Annotated in this window: 17 protein-coding genes; 7 read left to right on the top strand and 10 right to left on the bottom strand. The window is 60.8% G+C overall.

Annotation, left to right across the window (positions count from 1 at the left end):
- Window positions 1-6 precede the first annotated feature (6 nt).
- Complete coding sequence (locus QZH45_RS11910; protein ID WP_024781336.1) at window positions 7-543, top strand: PqiC family protein; 537 nt, start codon at window positions 7-9, stop codon at window positions 541-543.
- Window positions 544-557: 14 nt separating this feature from the next.
- On the opposite strand, the gene QZH45_RS11905 is transcribed toward QZH45_RS11910, so the two are convergent.
- Window positions 558-1,187 carry a glutathione S-transferase family protein gene (locus tag QZH45_RS11905; protein WP_024781337.1) on the bottom strand — a complete coding sequence of 210 codons (630 nt, stop codon included), beginning with the start codon at window positions 1,185-1,187 and terminating at the stop codon, window positions 558-560.
- Window positions 1,188-1,379: 192 nt separating this feature from the next.
- On the opposite strand from QZH45_RS11905, the gene QZH45_RS11900 reads away from it, so the two are divergent.
- Window positions 1,380-1,814 carry a phage infection protein gene (locus QZH45_RS11900; protein WP_069018520.1) on the top strand — a complete coding sequence of 145 codons (435 nt, stop codon included), beginning with the start codon at window positions 1,380-1,382 and terminating at the stop codon, window positions 1,812-1,814.
- A gap of 68 nt (window positions 1,815-1,882) precedes the next feature.
- Here the strand turns inward: QZH45_RS11900 and QZH45_RS11895 are convergent, their stop codons facing one another.
- From QZH45_RS11895 to QZH45_RS11880, 4 genes are all read right to left on the bottom strand, one after another.
- Complete coding sequence (locus tag QZH45_RS11895) at window positions 1,883-2,977, bottom strand: DUF1615 domain-containing protein (protein WP_024780795.1); 1,095 nt, start codon at window positions 2,975-2,977, stop codon at window positions 1,883-1,885.
- Between the two features lie 735 nt (window positions 2,978-3,712).
- Entirely contained in the window at window positions 3,713-4,687 is a 975-nt protein-coding gene (gene hemB, locus QZH45_RS11890; protein ID WP_055134863.1) for a porphobilinogen synthase, read from the bottom strand.
- Between the two features lie 112 nt (window positions 4,688-4,799).
- Window positions 4,800-5,645: a PhzF family phenazine biosynthesis protein gene (locus tag QZH45_RS11885; RefSeq protein WP_055134862.1), complete on the bottom strand. Its 846-nt coding sequence runs from the start codon at window positions 5,643-5,645 to the stop codon at window positions 4,800-4,802.
- 8 nt (window positions 5,646-5,653) lie between these two features.
- Window positions 5,654-6,352 carry a glutathione binding-like protein gene (locus QZH45_RS11880; protein WP_041024530.1) on the bottom strand — a complete coding sequence of 233 codons (699 nt, stop codon included), beginning with the start codon at window positions 6,350-6,352 and terminating at the stop codon, window positions 5,654-5,656.
- 325 nt (window positions 6,353-6,677) lie between these two features.
- On the opposite strand from QZH45_RS11880, the gene QZH45_RS11875 reads away from it, so the two are divergent.
- Both QZH45_RS11875 and QZH45_RS11870 read left to right on the top strand, forming a co-directional pair.
- Complete coding sequence (locus QZH45_RS11875) at window positions 6,678-7,352, top strand: hypothetical protein (protein WP_053191533.1); 675 nt, start codon at window positions 6,678-6,680, stop codon at window positions 7,350-7,352.
- Window positions 7,353-7,558: 206 nt separating this feature from the next.
- Entirely contained in the window at window positions 7,559-8,611 is a 1,053-nt protein-coding gene (locus QZH45_RS11870) for a permease (protein ID WP_055134861.1), read from the top strand.
- 162 nt (window positions 8,612-8,773) lie between these two features.
- On the opposite strand, the gene mnmH is transcribed toward QZH45_RS11870, so the two are convergent.
- Together mnmH and selD are read right to left on the bottom strand one after the other, a co-directional pair.
- Window positions 8,774-9,877 carry a tRNA 2-selenouridine(34) synthase MnmH gene (mnmH, locus tag QZH45_RS11865; RefSeq protein WP_024779811.1) on the bottom strand — a complete coding sequence of 368 codons (1,104 nt, stop codon included), beginning with the start codon at window positions 9,875-9,877 and terminating at the stop codon, window positions 8,774-8,776.
- Entirely contained in the window at window positions 9,877-10,911 is a 1,035-nt protein-coding gene (gene selD / locus QZH45_RS11860) for a selenide, water dikinase SelD (RefSeq protein ID WP_055134860.1), read from the bottom strand. The genes mnmH and selD overlap by 1 nt, the downstream gene beginning before the upstream one ends.
- Before the next feature lie 193 nt (window positions 10,912-11,104).
- Between selD and QZH45_RS11855 the strand changes: the two genes are divergently transcribed.
- The 3 genes from QZH45_RS11855 to QZH45_RS11845 all read left to right on the top strand — a co-directional run bounded on the left by QZH45_RS11855 (window position 11,105) and on the right by QZH45_RS11845 (window position 13,095).
- A complete protein-coding gene (locus QZH45_RS11855; protein ID WP_055134859.1) occupies window positions 11,105-12,052 on the top strand; it encodes a nucleoside-specific channel-forming protein Tsx in 948 nt (315 codons plus the stop codon).
- Between the two features lie 80 nt (window positions 12,053-12,132).
- Window positions 12,133-12,417 (top strand): hypothetical protein, encoded by a 285-nt coding sequence (locus tag QZH45_RS11850; protein ID WP_024779808.1) that lies wholly within the window; start codon window positions 12,133-12,135, stop codon window positions 12,415-12,417.
- Window positions 12,418-12,507: 90 nt separating this feature from the next.
- Entirely contained in the window at window positions 12,508-13,095 is a 588-nt protein-coding gene (locus QZH45_RS11845; RefSeq protein ID WP_024779807.1) for a hypothetical protein, read from the top strand.
- 170 nt (window positions 13,096-13,265) lie between these two features.
- On the opposite strand, the gene QZH45_RS11840 is transcribed toward QZH45_RS11845, so the two are convergent.
- The 3 genes from QZH45_RS11840 to QZH45_RS11830 form a co-directional block, all read right to left on the bottom strand.
- Window positions 13,266-13,982: an alpha/beta hydrolase gene (locus QZH45_RS11840; protein WP_053191527.1), complete on the bottom strand. Its 717-nt coding sequence runs from the start codon at window positions 13,980-13,982 to the stop codon at window positions 13,266-13,268.
- Window positions 13,983-14,045: 63 nt separating this feature from the next.
- The gene (locus tag QZH45_RS11835) at window positions 14,046-15,158 is read right to left on the bottom strand and encodes a M14 family metallopeptidase (RefSeq protein ID WP_055134858.1); all 1,113 of its coding nucleotides are present in this window, start codon (window positions 15,156-15,158) and stop codon (window positions 14,046-14,048) included.
- Window positions 15,159-15,259: 101 nt separating this feature from the next.
- Window positions 15,260-16,039, bottom strand: a complete 780-nt coding sequence (locus QZH45_RS11830) for an ABC transporter substrate-binding protein (protein ID WP_055134857.1) — start codon at window positions 16,037-16,039, stop codon at window positions 15,260-15,262.
- Window positions 16,040-16,104 lie beyond the last annotated feature (65 nt).

Here is a 16,104-nt window from a genome sequence, read left to right as displayed (position 1 = left end):
CGTGCCATGCCGCCGATACTGAGACTCACCCTGGTCGCCACGATGTTGCTGCTCGGTGCCTGCCGCAGCGATCCTATTCATTACCACACGCTGAGCCCGGTCCAACCAACGGGTAAACCACTCTCCAGCCTCGACATCCGGATCGAGCAGCTCAGTGTCCCGCCTCAGGTGGATCGCACCCAGATGGTCATTCGCCAAGGCAACAGCGGGTTGGCGATCCTGGAGACCGAGTGGTGGGGCGCCAGCCTGGCGGATGAGCTGCGCAGCAGTCTGGAGGAACAACTGAGCAATCCCGGCGCGCCGAAAGCGTTACTGCGGGTAGACGTACAACGCTTCGACTCGATCCCCGGCCGGTACGCCCGCATGGACGTGCAGTGGCGCCTGCGCATCCTGAGCGGCGAAGCCCACGCCTTTACCTGCCGCAGCGTCCTGCAGACGTCTGCCGCAAACACCCTCGACGAACTGGTGCTGGCTCATCAGGATAATGTCCGGCAGCTCGCCAACCTCATCGCCCAGGCTATCACTCGAAAGGCATGCCCATGACCTTTCGGACACGTCTACGCAGGCCAATGCAGTGACAGCACCGGGGCCACACGCGGATGCTGGTCGATGCGTTCCAGCACCGCATGAAATTCCGGTCGGGCGCTGAGCATCGCCTCTCGCGTTCCGGCCCACTTGGTAATCACCGCAGCGAGAATATCCAGCGCTCCCGGCTCGGCGCCGCTGAAGAACGGTTGCGCCGCAAACTGATCGGCAAACAACGCCCAGTTGCGATACAGGCGTTGCTTCGTGCCCGACACCAGTTGCTGCCGTGTCGCCTCATCCGCCTCGACCAACCAGCGCTCCGGAAAATCGATGATACCGATGGGTGTGTAGCAATTGGCGGCGATGTAAACCAGGCCCCGTATGGTTTGTGCACGCTGGACCTGGTCTTCGGGCAGCAACTTCGATTCCGGATAGGTCAACCCGAGGTGAATGAGGATGGCCGCGGCTTCAGTCAGCACCGAGCCGTCCGGCATCCGCAAGGTCGGAACCTGTTTCTGAGGATTCAACGCCTCAAGTGCTTTGGCCGCGTCATTATCTTCGGTCGAATAGGCATCGACCCGGCGATAAGGCACACCACATAGGCACAGGGCAATCTCCACCGCCGAAGAACCGGATTGCCTGTAGCCGAATAAATGAAACATAGCCTGCCTCCTGGGAAGGTTCAGTCGATAGAACTTCGAGGGCGACCGATGTTCCAGTCCGTGGACGAGCTGCACATCCACCAGCTATCACCGCCATCGATGTTCACCATCACGCCAATGAAGTTCTCATGATGACTGTCCGACGCAACAATGGCCCCACACAAACCCACTGCACCCCCGGAGCACACCATCATGAAACGCCAAATCATCCTCAGCCTCGCTTTCTCGGTTCTCGCAGCCAACGTATTTGCCGCTTCTTCCCATCAGGTCGTTGCCGAAGGTGGTTCCGATCGACTGATTGAAAACCGTGTGGCCGAAGGTGGTTCGGATCGTCTGAACCAGAACCGTGTGGCTGAAGGCGGCTCGGATCGTCTGAACCAGAATCGCGTAGCTGAAGGTGGCTCGGATCGTCTGAACCAGAATCGCGTAGCTGAAGGTGGCTCCGATCGTCTGAACCAGAATCGCGTGGCTGAAGGTGGCTCGGATCGTCTGAACCAGAATCGCGTAGCTGAAGGTGGCTCGGATCGTCTGAACCAGAATCGCGTGGCTGAAGGTGGCTCCGATCGTCTGAACCAGAATCGCGTGGCTGAAAGTGGTTCCGATCGTTTGACCCAGAACCGCGCATGACTTGCCGCCCTGCTCTGCCCGACAAAGGCCCGGCCTCATCCGCCGGGCTTTTTTCATGATCCTGCTCGCTACCGTCCCGCCGACCGTGTCATGCACCGCTGATAACGTTCATCCACGCGCTTGGCAAACCATGCGGTGGTCAGCTTGCGGGTGATTTTCGGGCTTTTGAGCACGATCCCCGGCAACACCGCACGGGGCAACGGCTTACCCTCGGCCTTGTCGGCCAGTTCGAAGACGCGCCTGTAGAGTTTGCTGTCCTCGAACGCCAGGCTGTCGCCCTGCTCCAACTGATCGCGAATGGTCGGGTTGCGCATTCCCAATGATTTCCCAAGCGTGCGCACCGCCAGCTCGGTGCTGCCAGGCATGATGGAGTCATGCCGGATCAGGTCCCCGTCGAGTGCCAGGGAAATACCTGAGGCGCGGCTCACTGCATGCTGGAATGCTGCATTGCGGCTGGCGTACCAACCGGCATTGAAATCGGCAAAGCGATACAGCGGTTCGGTGTAGCTCACCGGATACCCCAACAAATGTGCAATGCCGAAATACATCCCTCCGCGACGACTGAACACTTCCTTGCGAATCGAACCCTCCACTGCATAAGGATAATGTAGGGCATTGGCCTGGGCGAAGGCGATACTGACCTGCATCGGCCCGCCGGTGTGCACCGGGTTGAAGCCGTCGAACAGCGTTTTGCCCAGCGGCACCATGCCAATGAAGTCATCAAAAATGCCGCTCAGCTCCTTCTCGCTGCGTACCGCGGCGAGCCGGTCGCTGTAGCTCTTGCCATTGGATGAACGTACCTGGAGCGCGCCGCTGATCAGTATCCCGGGAATATGCAGCTTCGCCGCACGGCGGTCGATTTCCTGCCGGGCAATCTTGCCCAAACCCGGCACAGTGGGGTCGGCCTGGAACGTCGACTCCTGCTCAGTGACCGCCAGGACCGAACAGATATTCTGCGTTGTAGGCGGGATCTGCTGCGCGGTAAACGCAACATAGATGTCCGTGGCCCAGCCTTCGCGATCCGCGGTCTTGGCCGGCAACAACCGCACGATCTGCGCCTTGACCTCGGCAGGCTGGCGCTCAGGCTCCTGGGCCTGACGACTGCCGCAACCGGCCAGGACCAGCAATGCCGGGAAAATGAACAACCATCGATTGAAAAGCATAGGGCTCCATCAGGTTTGGACTCCAGAGCACCATACGATCAAAAGCGGGGGCAGGCTATGTTCGGTGGCTCAATAACACCGCAAAACCCATGTGGGAGCGAGCCCGCTCGCGATGACGGCGGCACACACAACATCAATGCAAACTGATCCACCGCTTTCGCGAGCAAGCCCGCTCCCACAAGGGAATTGAGTTGGACAGCAAGTCCGCGGGCACCTCGGGCCTGTGGGAGCCGGGCTTGCCCGCGAAGACGGTGGCGCACACAACATCAATGCAAACTGACCCAACGTCATCGCGAGCAGGCTCGCTCCCACAAGGGAATTGAGTTGGATAGCAAGTCCGCGGGCACCTCGGGCCTGTGGGAGCCGGGCTTGCCCGCGATGACGGCGGCGCACACAACATCAATGCAAGCTGATCCACCGCTTTCGCGAGCAAGCCCGCTCCCACAAGGGAATTGAGCTGGACAGCAAGTCCGCGGGGCACCTCGGGCCTGTGGGAGCCGGGCTTGCCCGCGAAGACGGTGGCGCACACAACATCAATGCAAGCTGATCCACCGCTTTCGCGAGCAAGCCCCCACAAGGGAATTGAGCTGGACAGCAAGTCCGCGGGCACCTCGGGCCTGTGGGAGCCGGGCTTGCCCGCGATGACGGCGGCACACACAACATCAATGCAAACTGACCCAACGTCATCGCGAGCAGGCTCGCTCCCACAAGGGAATTGAGCTGGACATGGGGGAATCAGATACCGCTCGATGCCAGGTCTATCGCAAAGTAGGTGAAGATCAGATCGGCCCCCGCCCGCTTGATCGCGCCAAGGCTTTCACGCACCACTCGGGCTTCGTCGATTGCACCCGCCTGGGCGGCGAACTTGATCATCGCGTACTCGCCACTGACCTGATAGGCCGACAGCGGCAGGTTAGACGCCTGGCGGATGTCACGGATGATATCGAGGTAGGCACCGGCCGGTTTGACCATCAACGCATCGGCGCCTTCCTGTTCGTCGAGCAGGGATTCGCGCAACGCTTCGCGACGGTTCATCGGGTTCATCTGGTAGCTCTTGCGGTCGCCCTTCAAAGCACTGCCGCCAGCCTCACGGAACGGGCCATAGAGCGCCGAGGCGAATTTGGTGGAATAGGCCATGATTGCCGTCTGGCTGAAGCCGGCTTCATCCAGGGCCTTGCGAATCGCCTGGACCTGCCCATCCATCGCCGCGGACGGAGCAATGATATCGGCACCGGCGCGAGCCGCTGCCACAGCTTGTCGACCCAGGTTGAACAGGGTCCGGTCGTTGTCCACTTCATGCCCATGAAGCACACCGCAATGACCGTGATCGGTGTATTCACAGAAACACGTGTCGGACATCACGATCATTTCCGGTACCGCGTCCTTGCAGATCGCGGCCATGCGCGATACCAGACCACGCTCGTTCCAGGTGTCGCTGCCGTCGCTGTCCAGATGATGGGACACGCCAAAGGTCATCACCGACTTGATGCCCGCACGGGCATATCGCTCGATCTCGCCGGCCAGTTTCGACTCAGGAATGCGCACCACGCCCGGCATGCTCTTGATCGGCACGAAGTCATCGATTTCTTCTTCGACGAAAATCGGCAGGACCAGGTCGTTCAACGTGAACTCGGTTTCCTGGAAAAGACTGCGCAGGCTGGCATTACGACGCAGGCGGCGTGGACGTGCTTCGGGGAACTGGCTGGACATGGGATTCCTGGGCAAATGGGTCAATCACAGGGGGACAAAGCTTATGCCCTGGCCGGCCAGGCCACAAACACCGCCTGGAGAACAGAGTGTTACCGGCAGGGCAATAATCCACTCACAAGCTCAGCGAACCATTGATGCAGGTCACCACCGCGCCACCGATCCAGACATCTTCAGCGATTTGCTCGACATGAATCCGTCCAGCACGCCCCATGGTCAATCCCTGACTGACTACATAAGACGACGGCGCCAGCCCCTTGCCCAGCATCCACTGGGCAAGACCGGCATTCAGGCTGCCGGTGGCCGGATCCTCCGGCATGCCATCACCGGCGATGAAACCCCGCACTTCAAACTGAGCCTCATCACCATCCACGGCCGGATCCCAAGGCGCGACGACCCCCACCGCCAAATCCAGAAGCTGGTGATAGTCAGGCTTGAGCGTCAGCACCTGCTGACGATCCTTGAGCATCAACGCCAGCCAACCGGCGCCGTTATCAACCCATTGCGCGTCGACAATCGCCTCGGCCGGCAGCCTCAGCCCACTGCGTACCCGTTCCAACAGATCAACGTCCAGCGGACCGGATTTGAGCAGCGGCGGAGCCAGGAACGCCAACCCGTGTTCATTGCGATGAATCCTGACCAGGCCTACGCCGCACTCCTGCACGATCTCCCGGCCTTTCGATACGCCACCGGCCTCCAACCAGGCATGACAGCTGCCCAGGGTAGGATGCCCGGCAAACGGCAACTCGGTCGACGTGCTGAAAATACGCAGCCGGTAGTCCGCCTCCGGATGTTGCGGTGCCAACAGGAAAGTGGTTTCGCTGAGGTTGGTCCAGTTGGCAAAAGCGATCATCTGTTCATCGCTGAGCTCATCGGCCCCCAGCACCACGGCCAGCGGATTGCCCTTGAGCGGCACGTTGCTGAACACGTCCAGTTGCTTGAAATCGAATCGGCGGGTCATCGCTCCGCTCATTCCGGGATCTTCAAACCACGGACCACCGCCGGCCGCGCCAGGAAGCGTTCCAGCACCCGCGTCACGTTGGGGAAGTTCTGGATTCCCACCAGATCGCCGGCCTCATAGAACCCGATCAAGTTGCGCACCCACGGAAAGGTGGCGATGTCGGCAATGGTGTAGCGCTCGCCCATGATCCAGTCGCGCCCTTCCAGGCGACCATCGAGTACCTTGAGCAACCGCTTGCTCTCCTCCACATAACGGTCGCGAGGTCGCTTGTCCTCATAATCCTTGCCTGCGAATTTATTGAAGAAACCCAGCTGCCCGAACATCGGCCCGATACCGCCCATCTGGAACATCAACCACTGAATCGTCTCGTAGCGCGCCGCCGACTCCTGGGCCAGCAGTTGACCGCTCTTGTCCGCCAGGTAAATCAGAATCGCCCCGGACTCGAACAACGCCAGCGGCTGATCCCCCGGCCCGTGGGGATCAAGAATCGCCGGGATCTTATTGTTCGGGTTGAGGGAGAGGAACTCAGGGGACAGTTGATCATTGCTGCCGAAATCCACTTTGTGGGGTTCGTAGGGCAGACCGATCTCTTCCAACATGATCGAGACCTTCACGCCGTTTGGGGTTGGCAGGGAGTAGAGCTGGAGCCACTCGGGGTATTGGGCCGGCCATTTCCGGGTGATGGGGAATTGGGTCAGGTTGGGCATGGGGAGCTCCATGGCAGGAGGGAAATGCTGGAGCATAATTGAGGATCGGGTGGATAGCATCAGGAAATGCCCCCCTCCTGACGGTCACGGTATTCACGCCGGCCGTTATTAATTTCGCAACATCCTGTCGTTAATGTTCATTCCATCTCACGGAAGAGAGCCGTGGCAGCATCGAACCAAAGGGCTTCAGGAGACTCAGAGCAATGCCCCGAGGAATCGAAGCGGCGTAACGACAAGGAAAACCCCCGAAGCCAAGGCTTCGCGGTACCAGGGTTTGTCAGCCTGACTCGAAGCCTGACTCGAGACAGCCGAAGAACATAATCCGATGATTAATCCCCTGAAGTTCACCAGACACCTCCAACGCCGTTCATGGCTGATCCTGCCGACGCTGCTCGTGATCTGCGGTCTGGCGCTGTCATTGGAGTCCAGCGTCAGTCGCGCCCAGCCGGTCGATGGCATCCAGACCCTGGTATTTCTGCGCCACGCCGAAAAACCCGCCGGTGGCCTGGGCCAACTCAACTGCCAGGGGCTCAATCGCGCCATCAACCTGGCCACCCTGTTGCCACAAAAGTTCGGCAAGGCCGACTACGTATTCGCGGCCAACCCGACCCGCAACGTGGAAGAAGGCGAACGTGATAATTCCTACAGCTATATTCGCCCGTTGATGACCATCAGTCCCAGCGCGATCAAACTCGGGTTGCCGGTCAATATCGAATACTCGGCCAACGACACCAGCGCCCTGGCCGACGAACTGCTGCATGACAAGTACCACAACGCTACTATCTACACGGCGTGGTCTCACGGCTATTTGCCGGAACTGATCAACAAGGTGGCCGGCGAGGCCGTGGGCAAGAAGCAGACCATTGCCAAAGACTGGGAATCGGGGGATTTCGATTCGCTGTATGTACTGACCCTGATCTGGCACAACGGCAAGGCCAGCCTGTCCAGCCGGAGCTACAAGCAGGGCCTGGATAACGGGCAGCAAACCTGTCCCACGTAAGCGGCAGGCATCGTAGGAGCTGGCGAAGCCTGCGATCTTTTGATTTTGATCTTTCCCTTGAGGCTCAATTGTCAGTGGAAAGATCGCAGCCTCGTTGCAGTCAACAGCTCCTACAGGACGCAGCCCGGCGGAAGCACCCTCGCCACAGCAAGCTTCCTCGCCACAGAGTATGATGCGCCTACATCCCTACTGCCCGGACCTTCTCCATGTCTTTATCTTCTGCCGCTCCCGTTCGGGGCTGGTCGTTCTGGTGGAAACCCGCCCTGTTCCTGCTGGTGGCCTGCGTCGGTCTCTACTACGTCAAATGGTCGCCCTATTACCTCAAGGCGTTTGTCGCCGCCGATAACCACAGCATCGGCGGTTCGATCCTCAACGACGCACAGACCGCGCCGCTGATGGCCGCGCTGACTTACGCCAAGGTGTATTTCCTGGCGATCTGGAAAGCGGCGGTGCTGGCGGTGATCCTGGGCTCCCTGTTGCAGGTACTGATTCCCCGTGACTGGTTGTTGCGCCTGTTCGGCCAAGCCGGCTTTGCCTCGACCCTGCGCGGCGGACTGTTCGCCCTGCCCGGCATGATGTGCTCGTGCTGCGCGGCGCCAGTGGCGGCCGGCATGCGTCGGCAGAATGTCTCGGTGGGCGCGGCGCTGGCCTTCTGGATCGGCAACCCGGTACTCAACCCCGCGACCCTGGTGTTCATGGGCCTAGTGCTGGGCTGGGGCTTCACCGCCCTGCGGCTGGCGGCGGGCATTGTGCTGGTCTTCGGCGTGTCGATGGTGGCCCAACGCATCGCCCGCCCCGAAGTATTGCCCGAGGCGGCCGTAGAAGCGGTGACCGAGGCCAGCGAGGTCGATGCCGAGCCTTTCCTGGCTCGTTGGGGGCGGACCTTGTGGCAGTTGTTCTGGAGCACCATTCCCGTTTATGTGCTGGCTGTGCTGGTCCTGGGCGCGGCACGGGTCTGGCTGTTTCCCCATGTGGATGGCGCCATGGCCAACAGCCTGCTGTGGCTGGTGCCGCTGGCCATTGTCGGCACGCTGTTCGTGATTCCCACCGCAGCGGAAATCCCTATCGTTCAAACGATGATGACCCTGGGCATGGGTACCGGACCGGCCGTGGCGTTGCTGATGACACTGCCGAGCATCAGCCTGCCGTCGTTGCTGATGCTACGCAAGGACTTCGATGCCCGAGTGCTGGTGACCGTGGCACTGTTGACCATGCTGGTCGGCATCGTCTTCGGGTTGATCGGAGCGGTGTTGCTTTAAGGTTTCAAGACTGACATCGCCGCCGGATGATCCACCGCTATCGCGAGCAGGCTCGCTCCCACAGGGAATTTACAGTGGACGACACCTCTGCGATCACCTCAGGCCCATGTGGGAGCGAGCCTGCTCGCGATAGCGGCAGCCCGTTCCCATGAGGTCCCGGGGTCATCCTGTCCGGACGGCGCGCTCACGCAGATACTCAAGGACAGCCGCCTGCTCCCCTGCAAACTCGATCCGAACGCCCTTCTTTTCCCGCTGGAACACGTACATCGGGTCGTAATACTCGCGCAGCAATCCTTCGATCCAGCCACGATGCAAGTCGACGGCACCGCTATCGGCCTGCTCGGCCAGGGCGGCTTCCATGATTGCCATCAGACGACGATGACGATCGCCGCCCAGGCGCTTGTGGATGTTGTCCAGACTCGCCAGCAACCGCTCGGAAAACAGCGAGAACCCCTCCTCGCCGTGTATGGCGATGAACTCGGCGCTCAGGTTGATGACGTAATCGCGCAGAATCCGCTCGACCCGTCGTTCCACACTGTCTTCAAGCCAGACCATCGGAACCTGTTGCATGCGCTGGTACAGCGGCAACGGCAAGGCACAGCTGCCGACCATGCGGCTCTCATCTTCCACTACGAATTGCCCGATACCGGCGGCGCGCTTTTTCAGCACATCCACGGCCAGGCGGTTTTCGAAATCGATATTGGAAGGCTGCCCCGTGGCCCGCTTGCCGAAACTCGAACCCCGGTGATTGGCGTAACCTTCGAGGTCCAGCCCGTTGACAAGCTGGGTCAGCACTTCGGTCTTGCCGGTGCCGGTCATGCCGCCCAGCAAGACGAAATCGCACTGGGCGACCGCCTGCTCTACGGTGTCCAGCAGGAACGTGCGCATTGCCTTGTAGCCGCCACCGACCCTGGGGTACTCGATGCCGGCTTCGTCCTTGAGCCATTGCTGGACGATCTGGGAGCGCAGGCCGCCGCGAAAGCAGTAAAGAACACCGTCAGGATGGGCCCGGGCGAAATCGGCCCAGGCCTGGATGCGTTGCGCCTTGGTGTCGCCGGACACCAACTGATGCCCCAGGACAATTGCTGCTTGCTGGCCCTGCTGTTTGTAGCAAGTACCGACCCGCTGCCGCTCGATGTCAGTCATCAGCGGCAGATTGACCACGCCGGGAAACGAACCCTTGAGAAACTCGATGGGGGCGCGCGTATCCATCATCGGCCGATCATTGAGGAAAATGGCGCGGTAATCGGTAATGTCGTTGCTCATCAAGACACCTCGACCGCGCTGGTCTGTCGCTCAACCAGCTCGCCAATCGGCTCCAGCGCAAGGCCCAGTTCAGCGGCCACCTGAAGAAACTCGCTTTCGCCTTGCGCCGTCACGGCGACCAACAGACCGCCGCTGGTCTGCGGGTCGCACAGCACACGCTTGTGCAGTTCCTGGACGCGACCGACCTTGCTGGCGTAGCTGTCATAGTTGCGCAGCGTACCGCCCGGCACGCAGCCCAAGTCGAGGTAATATTCGACGCCTGGCAGGCGCGGCACCGCATCGTAGCGGATACGTGCGGTCAACTGACTGCCGTCGGCCATTTCCACCAGATGCCCAAGCAGACCGAAACCGGTGACGTCGGTCATGGCCGTCACGCCATCCAGCTTGCCGAAGCGACTGCCGGGTTTGTTGAGGGTGCACATCCAGTCGCGGGCCAGGCCAACGTCGGCGGCGCGCAATTTGCCCTTCTTCTCGGCCGTGGTGAGGATGCCAATGCCCAAGGGCTTGGTCAGGTACAAGCGGCAGCCGGCAGTGGCGGTGTCATTGCGCTTCATGTGGCGCTTTTGCACCAGGCCGGTGACGGCCAGGCCGAAAATCGGCTCAGGTGCATCGATCGAATGCCCGCCAGCCAACGGAATACCAGCCTCGTCACACACCGAACGACCACCGCGAATCACTTCCCGTGCGACTTCCGGGGCCAGCACGTTGACCGGCCAGCCGAGAATCGCAATGGCCATCAGCGGATCACCGCCCATGGCGTAGATGTCACTGATGGCATTGGTGGCGGCGATGCGGCCGAAATCGAAGGGGTCATCGACAATCGGCATGAAGAAGTCAGTGGTCGACACCACCCCGCGTTCCTCGTCGATGGCATATACCGCGGCATCGTCCCGGGAGGCGTTGCCGACCCATAATTTCGGGTCAAGGTTCTGCGCACCGCTGCCGGCCAGAATCACTTCCAGCACCTGCGGCGAAATCTTGCAGCCGCAACCGGCGCCATGGCTGTACTGGGTCAGGCGAATGGGCTCGCTCATGGGCATACCTCTCATCAGTCAAGGTGAGCGATTCTAGCAGCAACCTCGACGCTCCAGTGCTTGTGCCACAGCGGCCAGGAAAAACTGGTACGGGATGTGCAAACGTTTGCGAGCCCCGTTTGAGCGCTCTTATCGGGTGTTTTTTCTTTCATCAAGGAACACGGGTTTCGGCCCGCACGAACAAGGACTTTTCATGCATTTCATTTTCCGGCGTCGCGCCGTGCCCGGTGTATTCGCAGCCTCCCTGCTACTGACCGCCGTTACCGGACTACCCAGCACTGCAACCCAAGCCTCACCGAACGACTCTGCCCAGGGAGAAGCCCTGAGCCCCCAAACCGCTGCGCCGAAAAAAGGCGCCTATCTGTCAGACTGGTACAACCAGAACCTGACAATCATCGGCAGCAAGGACATCAGCTTCGGCCCGCAGCCGGTCGACGATGTGTACCTGGAGTATGAGTATTTCGGCCGCAAAGGGCCGTTCGAACTGTACGGCTACGTCGACATTCCGAAAATTTTCGACATCGGCAACAGCCACGACAAAGGGGCATGGGATCATGGTTCGCCACTGTTCATGGAGCACGAACCGCGCATTTCCATCGACTACCTGGCCGGCCGCAGCCTGGCCATCGGGCCGTTCAAGGAATGGTATGTGGCGTTCGACTGGATCTATGACCACGGCAGCAACAGCGCCAATCGCGGCAACACTCTGTACAGCGGACTGGGCACCGACATCGACACCCATTCCAGGGTCAACCTGTCGGCCAACGTCTACGGTCGGTATCAATGGGAAAACTACGGCGCCAGCAATGAATACTCCTGGGATGGCTACCGCGCCCAACTCAAGTACATCGTGCCGATCAGTCGGTTCAGCAATGGAGCTTCCCTGACCTACATCGGCTTCACCAACTTCGATTTCGGCTCGGACCTGCACAAGGACAATCCGGCGCGCACCGCCAACGCCACGGTTGCCACCAATGTGCTGCTGTATTCCTTCACCCACTTGCGCTTCACCCTGGTGTGCCGTTACTTCCACAACGGCGGCAACTGGGAAGATGGCAGCGAACTGAACTTCGGCGATGGCAACTTCCGCGCCCGCTCCGATGGCTGGGGATACTATGCTGGGGTAGGTTATCAATTCTGATCGGGGGCATTGGCGATGGAATTTTCGTACATCGCAAGAATCACTTGAACATCAACCGAGTGCTCAACAGGAGACTGCCGATGTCCCTTTCCCCCGCCGCTGCCGACAGCACCCACCTTGATTACGGCCTCGACACGCTGTTCGGCCGGGACACCAAAAGTGTCGACTGCCAGTTCGATGTCAAACGCCTCGATGACGGTGAGCCACCATGGTTCGCGCTGCATATTCGCCCTCCGCTGCCGGATGATCTGGAGAAGGCCCAGATCGTGGTGTTCACCGCCGAGGGGCGGCGGATCAGCGCGATTGTCCGGCGCGCCGAGCGCCTGGCCGATGACAGCCTGCAGCTCGATGTCGAGCCTGACTGACACGTTGGGAGGCCTGCGTAGCACTGGAGTCCGGCGGGATGCCCGTGTGATGATCGGCCTCCCAAGACGCCCTCCATGCCGAGAGTTTCAATGTCATTGTTGATAAAACACACTGCTGCACTGTTGCTGACAGCCGTTGCCAGCCTGGTTGTCGTGCCTGCCCATTCGGCCCCGGCTGAAACCACCGGCGATCTGCCGCCCCGGAAAGTATCGATGCTGGGTGGCAAACTTGTCTTTACCTTGCCCAAGGGTTTCACCGCGACGGAGCTGCCTGCCGGCGATGCCGCCCAGGGCACGGCGGGTGCGACGGGGACCATGTACAGCAATGCCATCAGCAGAACCGTCGTAATTACGGCTGAAAACACCATCGTCAATGGTGCGAAGGTCAAGGATGACGATGGCGCTTTCCTCGACACGACCATGGCCGGCTTCGCCGCCCAGCGAAGCAAAGCCTTGCCGGACGCCAAGATCCTCAGCGAGAAAAACCTGACCCAGAAAGGCAGTGGCCTGGGTTTGCGCCAACTCGACACCAGCGCCACCCAGGGCGGCGGGCCGACCCTCGACACCACGTTGCTGGGAGCCTCCGGGACACGCCTGGCCGTGGTGCAGATCATCTCCCGGGCCAGTGACAAGAACGGTCATGAGGCGTTGGTGAAACAGATCGCCAGCGGCAAGTGATGGCCTGGGCGCGGAGTGCCTGAGGGACCGCGTTGCTTCATTCGCGAGCGAGCCCGCTCCCACAGGGTTTTGCGGTGGGCATAAATCGTATGAGCGCCCGGGAGCAAATGTGGGAGCGAGCCCGCTCGCGATGGCGTCAGCCCATGCAACAGAGATTCAACCTGAAACCGCTAGGGATTGAGCCGCTCCAGCCAGGCCCGCAGGTCCTGCACTTCCAAGGCACTGATGGTGTGCCCCACGCCCGGGTAGGCATGGAATTCCGGCTCCAGGGCCAGGGTCTTCAGGAACGTGTCGGCCTCGGTGCCGTCATGGTAGGGAATGATCGGGTCTGCCGTGCCATGGCCGATGAACACCGCCAACGACCGCCGCGACTCGTCGGGGGTCAGTTCGGCTTGCAGCACGGACAGAACCCGCCCGCCCATCGCGGCGATTCCACCGACGGCTTCGGGGTGTCGCAGGGCGACTTCGTAGCTCATCATCGCGCCCTGGCTGAAGCCCACCAGATAGACCTGGCTGGCGTCCGTCGGGTATTTGGCCCGGGCCTTTTCGATGAAGTCCAGCAACATCTGGCCGCTGGCCTTCAAATCCAAGGTGTCGCCGTCATAGGCGCCCTCGCCCTTCTTCGCAAACCACTGGTAATGGCCCGGTTCCATGCTCTTCGGCGCCCGCACCGAGAGGTAGTTGTAGTGTCGGGGCAACTCGTCCTTGAGCTCGAACAGGTCCCGTTCGTTGCTGCCGGAACCCTGCAGGAATATCACCAGCGGCCGGTCCCTGGCCTGCTCGTCGGCCTGGGCCAGATAACTGAGCGGCAAGTCCGTGTGCAGCGAGGGCTGGGCTTGCAGCCCGGACGAGACCAGCAACAGGAACAGGGCAAACGCTTTGAACATTGATCTTCCTCCATCATTCGAGAGCCCATGGCTGGGGCCGTACGGTGAGGTAGACAGCACTTTTCAGTCGTTGGTCAATTTCCCGGTACGCATCGGCTCCCGTCCCGCCACTTTCGCCTGCCAGATTCCCGGCTGGGTATAACGTCCACGGTCCAGGGCGAACAGCACGCCGCTGGTGCCGGCCCGTACCGTGGTAACCCGATCACTCAACGGGTCGACCACTTCGAACAAGGGATCGCCCTGCTCCACCCATTCGCCCGCCTCGCGCAGGAAACTCACCACGCCATGGTGCGGCGCGAACAGGTACTCGGTGCCCTCGAACGGAAAGCCTTCACAGCATTGGGCGGGTACGGAGGGCCAGTCGCCGCCGATAAAACCCTGCTCGGCGAGAAATCCGAGGATGGCTTCGCAATTGGCCTGGGCCTGGTCCACTCGTGTGTCGCCCATGCTCCCCAGTTCCAGGGTGGTCGCCAGGTTGGCCGGCGGGATCGCCGCCTCGGGAAACGCCCTGGCCAGGCGCAGCCAGGGGGTGGAACAGGATTCGTCGAACGAACTGCCGCCAGAATCCTCGCACAGCAATGCCACGCCGGCTTTCAACCGCGCGGCCAGGGAGCGCCACTGCGGCCATTGTTGCGGCAAGGCATACAGATGAATCGCCGCCTCGAAATCGCAGTGCAGGTCGAGGGTGATATCGGCATCGCAGGCATGGCGCAGCAGGAGACGATGCAGGGCTTCGAGCTGCGAAGGGGGGGCGGGCAACTCGTCCAGCACCTGGAGCATGGTCTGGCGGATCAAGGTGATATTGGCCGCCGGATCGTCCCCCAATCGGTCGCCGACACGTTGCCCCACCGGGACGCTGAGTTCCATGAAGGAGCGATTGAAGTTCTTGCCGCTGCCCAGCTCGAAACGCCCCATGTGGGCGCTCTGCAGATGCTGATCCAGGCCGATGGGGTTGGCCACCGGCACCAACTCGATCACTCCCTTGAGCAAGCCCTGGGCCTCGAGCGCGTTGAGCCGCTGCTTCAGTTCCCAAGCCGTGCGCATGCCAGGCAACTCATCGGCGTGCAGGCTGGCCTGGATGTACACCTTGCGTGGGCCATGGCCATAACGAAACACACTGAGCCGGCGCTCGGTGCCGAGGTGGCTCCATGGCAGGGTATGGTCGATGCGTTGCATGAAATCTCCAGATACGAAAGCGCTCATCGCGCAGGGTAAAACAATCGCCCATGAAAAAGGTGGCCAACCGCGTCAACGGTGGGCCACCTTGGTTTCAACGATCAATGCCCGTAGATGTCGAAGGCGAAGTACTTGTCCTGCACTTTCTTGTACGTGCCGTTGGCACGGATTTCGGTGATGGCGGCGTTGAATTTCTCGGCCAGGGCCTGATCACCCTTGCGCACGGCAATGCCGGCGCCGCCGCCGAAGTACTTCGGATCGTCATAGGTCGGGCCCACGAATGCGAAGCCTTTGCCCGCGTCGGTTTTCAGGAAACCATCGTCGAGATTGACCGAATCGGCGAGCATGGCGTCGAGGCGGCCGGCAACCATATCCAGGTTGGCCTCCTGCTGGGAACCATAGCGCACCAGGTTGATGCCCGCCGGCACCAGCACTTCAGTGGCAAAGCGGTCGTGGGTACTGGCCCGCAGCACACCGACTTTCTTGCCCTTGAGTTCCGTCAGCGGGTCCTTGACCCCGGAACCTTCCTTCATCACGAAGCGTGCCGGGGTGTGATAGTACTTGATGGTGAAATCGACGTTCTTCTTGCGGTCGTCGGTGATGGTCATGGACGACAGGATCGCGTCGATTTTCTTCACCTTCAACGCCGGGATCAGGCCGTCGAACTCCTGCTCGACCCAGACACATTTGACCTTCATCTGTTCACACAACGCATCACCGATATCGACATCGAAACCGGCCAGTTTGCCGTCAGGGGTCTTCATCGAGAACGGTGGGTAACCGGCTTCGATCCCGAGGCGCAGCGGCTGGGCGTCAGCGGCCATGGCCGACAAGGACAATACGGACAGTGCCAGGGCACTGAACATTGCTAGCTTCTTCATTTTTGCTCCTGAGTGCGCAGGTTTTTTATTGGCAGATCGTAGGCAGCGTTCGGTTGGCAAAAACC

This window comes from Pseudomonas corrugata, assembly GCF_050920615.1.
Taxonomy (GTDB): domain Bacteria; phylum Pseudomonadota; class Gammaproteobacteria; order Pseudomonadales; family Pseudomonadaceae; genus Aquipseudomonas; species Aquipseudomonas corrugata.
The sequence above is the reverse complement of the archived record's forward strand: the minus strand, read 5'-3'. Positions and strand labels throughout refer to the sequence as shown.

Coding starts and splice junctions, on each gene's coding strand:
- QZH45_RS11880 (WP_041024530.1), bottom strand. CDS start 6,352: ATGCCCAACCTGACCCAATTCCCCATCACCCGGAAATGGCCGGCCCAA.
- QZH45_RS11850 (WP_024779808.1), top strand. CDS start 12,133: ATGTCCCTTTCCCCCGCCGCTGCCGACAGCACCCACCTTGATTACGGC.
- QZH45_RS11835 (WP_055134858.1), bottom strand. CDS start 15,158: ATGCAACGCATCGACCATACCCTGCCATGGAGCCACCTCGGCACCGAG.
- QZH45_RS11840 (WP_053191527.1), bottom strand. CDS start 13,982: ATGTTCAAAGCGTTTGCCCTGTTCCTGTTGCTGGTCTCGTCCGGGCTG.
- selD (WP_055134860.1), bottom strand. CDS start 10,911: ATGAGCGAGCCCATTCGCCTGACCCAGTACAGCCATGGCGCCGGTTGC.
- QZH45_RS11870 (WP_055134861.1), top strand. CDS start 7,559: ATGTCTTTATCTTCTGCCGCTCCCGTTCGGGGCTGGTCGTTCTGGTGG.
- QZH45_RS11905 (WP_024781337.1), bottom strand. CDS start 1,187: ATGTTTCATTTATTCGGCTACAGGCAATCCGGTTCTTCGGCGGTGGAG.
- mnmH (WP_024779811.1), bottom strand. CDS start 9,877: ATGAGCAACGACATTACCGATTACCGCGCCATTTTCCTCAATGATCGG.
- hemB (WP_055134863.1), bottom strand. CDS start 4,687: ATGTCCAGCCAGTTCCCCGAAGCACGTCCACGCCGCCTGCGTCGTAAT.
- QZH45_RS11855 (WP_055134859.1), top strand. CDS start 11,105: ATGCATTTCATTTTCCGGCGTCGCGCCGTGCCCGGTGTATTCGCAGCC.
- QZH45_RS11830 (WP_055134857.1), bottom strand. CDS start 16,039: ATGAAGAAGCTAGCAATGTTCAGTGCCCTGGCACTGTCCGTATTGTCC.
- QZH45_RS11885 (WP_055134862.1), bottom strand. CDS start 5,645: ATGACCCGCCGATTCGATTTCAAGCAACTGGACGTGTTCAGCAACGTG.
- QZH45_RS11900 (WP_069018520.1), top strand. CDS start 1,380: ATGAAACGCCAAATCATCCTCAGCCTCGCTTTCTCGGTTCTCGCAGCC.
- QZH45_RS11895 (WP_024780795.1), bottom strand. CDS start 2,977: ATGCTTTTCAATCGATGGTTGTTCATTTTCCCGGCATTGCTGGTCCTG.
- QZH45_RS11875 (WP_053191533.1), top strand. CDS start 6,678: ATGATTAATCCCCTGAAGTTCACCAGACACCTCCAACGCCGTTCATGG.
- QZH45_RS11910 (WP_024781336.1), top strand. CDS start 7: ATGCCGCCGATACTGAGACTCACCCTGGTCGCCACGATGTTGCTGCTC.
- QZH45_RS11845 (WP_024779807.1), top strand. CDS start 12,508: ATGTCATTGTTGATAAAACACACTGCTGCACTGTTGCTGACAGCCGTT.